Annotated in this window: 1 protein-coding gene and 1 pseudogene; one reads left to right on the forward strand and one right to left on the reverse strand. The window is 66.2% G+C overall.

Annotated features, from left to right (window positions below):
* A pseudogene (locus tag ACAM49_RS40285) lies at positions 1 to 485 on the forward strand (DNA primase); the annotation flags it as partial.
* Positions 486 to 572: 87 nt separating this feature from the next.
* Here ACAM49_RS40285 and ACAM49_RS40290 read toward each other — a convergent pair.
* The gene (locus ACAM49_RS40290) at positions 573 to 818 is read right to left on the reverse strand and encodes a hypothetical protein (protein WP_033086249.1); all 246 of its coding nucleotides are present in this window, start codon (positions 816 to 818) and stop codon (positions 573 to 575) included.
* Positions 819 to 860 lie beyond the last annotated feature (42 nt).

Raw genomic sequence — 860 nt, forward strand, 5'->3', positions numbered from 1 at the left:
ACCCCACTCTGCTCCCGCAGCGCCAAACCCTCGCCGCCGCACTGCAATACCCCGCCTTCGCGGGCCCCGTCTTCGACTCCCTCGAGCCCGACGCCTTCACCCACCCCGCCTACATCACCGTCCGCGCCGCCATCCTCGAGGCCGGCGGCACGGCCAGCGGCCTCACCGGCGCGGAATGGGTCTCGGTCGTCGCCGACAACACCGACGACCTGACCATGCGAGCCCTGGTCTCCGAACTGGCCGCCGAACCCCTCCCGGTGAAATCCGCCGACGACATCCCCCGCTTCGTCACCGGCATCATCGCCCGCACCCAGGAATCCTGGGTAGGCCGCCAGATCGCCGAGCTGAAGTCCAAACTCCAGCGCATCTCGTCCACCGAACAGCCCGACGCCTACATGGCCTTGTTCGGCGACCTGGTCGCCCTGGAGCAATACCGAAAGAGCCTCCTCACCCAGGCCATGGGCAACTCAGCCGACTTCGCCTAGACAGCCGAAACCTGCCGACTGTTAATCGGCAGGTTTCTGGTTCGAGTGCCTTCGAGCGCCGGGGGCAAGGGGCGAAGCCCCAATCCCTCAGCGGCGCAGCTGATCCTGCGGCACCAGGATGGTGGTGCGCTCATCCAGCGGCACCATCGGTTCCAGCTTCGGCTGGGTGCTCAGCTTGTCCGAGAGCTTCTGCCGACCCATCATCACGACCTTCCGTGTGACAGGGCTCTCGCTGATCGCGCGGGTCGTCTTACTGATCTGTTCATACCGAGCCCGCCCGGCCTTGGCGCCCAGCACATACCCAGCCGCCACACCGATGATCAACCGCAGCATCCCGAGAAGCTCCTCCCATAAGACCATTCCGCCCCCACATCC

It is taken from the genome of Nocardia sp. JMUB6875 (assembly GCF_041154655.1).
Classification (GTDB): Bacteria; Actinomycetota; Actinomycetes; order Mycobacteriales; family Mycobacteriaceae; genus Nocardia.